We start from the raw sequence: 314 nt of genomic DNA, 5'->3' as shown, positions 1-314 counted from the left end.
CGAAGCCGGTGGCCCAACCCCCTTGTGGGGAGGGAGCTGTCGAAGGTGGGACTGGCGATTGGGACGAAGTCGTAACAAGGTAGCCGTACCGGAAGGTGCGGCTGGATCACCTCCTTTCTAAGGAGCACTTCTCACCGGGTCCTTCGGGGCGCGGTCAGAGGCCAGTACATCGGCGACTGTCCGATGCTGGTTGCTCATGGGTGGAACGTTGATTATTCGGCCGGTTTCACGGGTCGGAGGCTGCAAGTACTGCTCGCAAGAGCGTGGAAAGCATGATCTCCGGGCGGGAGCCGGCCGGGCACGCTGTTGGGTGT

1 rRNA gene is annotated in these 314 nt (G+C 62.4%); it reads left to right on the top strand.

From position 1 onward, the window contains the following. Positions 1-117 (top strand): 16S ribosomal RNA (locus K4B79_RS47530); the annotation flags it as partial. Between the last annotated feature and the right edge of the window lie 197 nt (positions 118-314).

Source organism: Streptomyces lincolnensis (genome assembly GCF_021173675.1).
Lineage (GTDB): Bacteria > Actinomycetota > Actinomycetes > Streptomycetales > Streptomycetaceae > Streptomyces > Streptomyces lincolnensis_B.
Note: the sequence above shows the minus strand (reverse complement) of the source record. Positions and strands in the feature narration are given on the sequence as shown.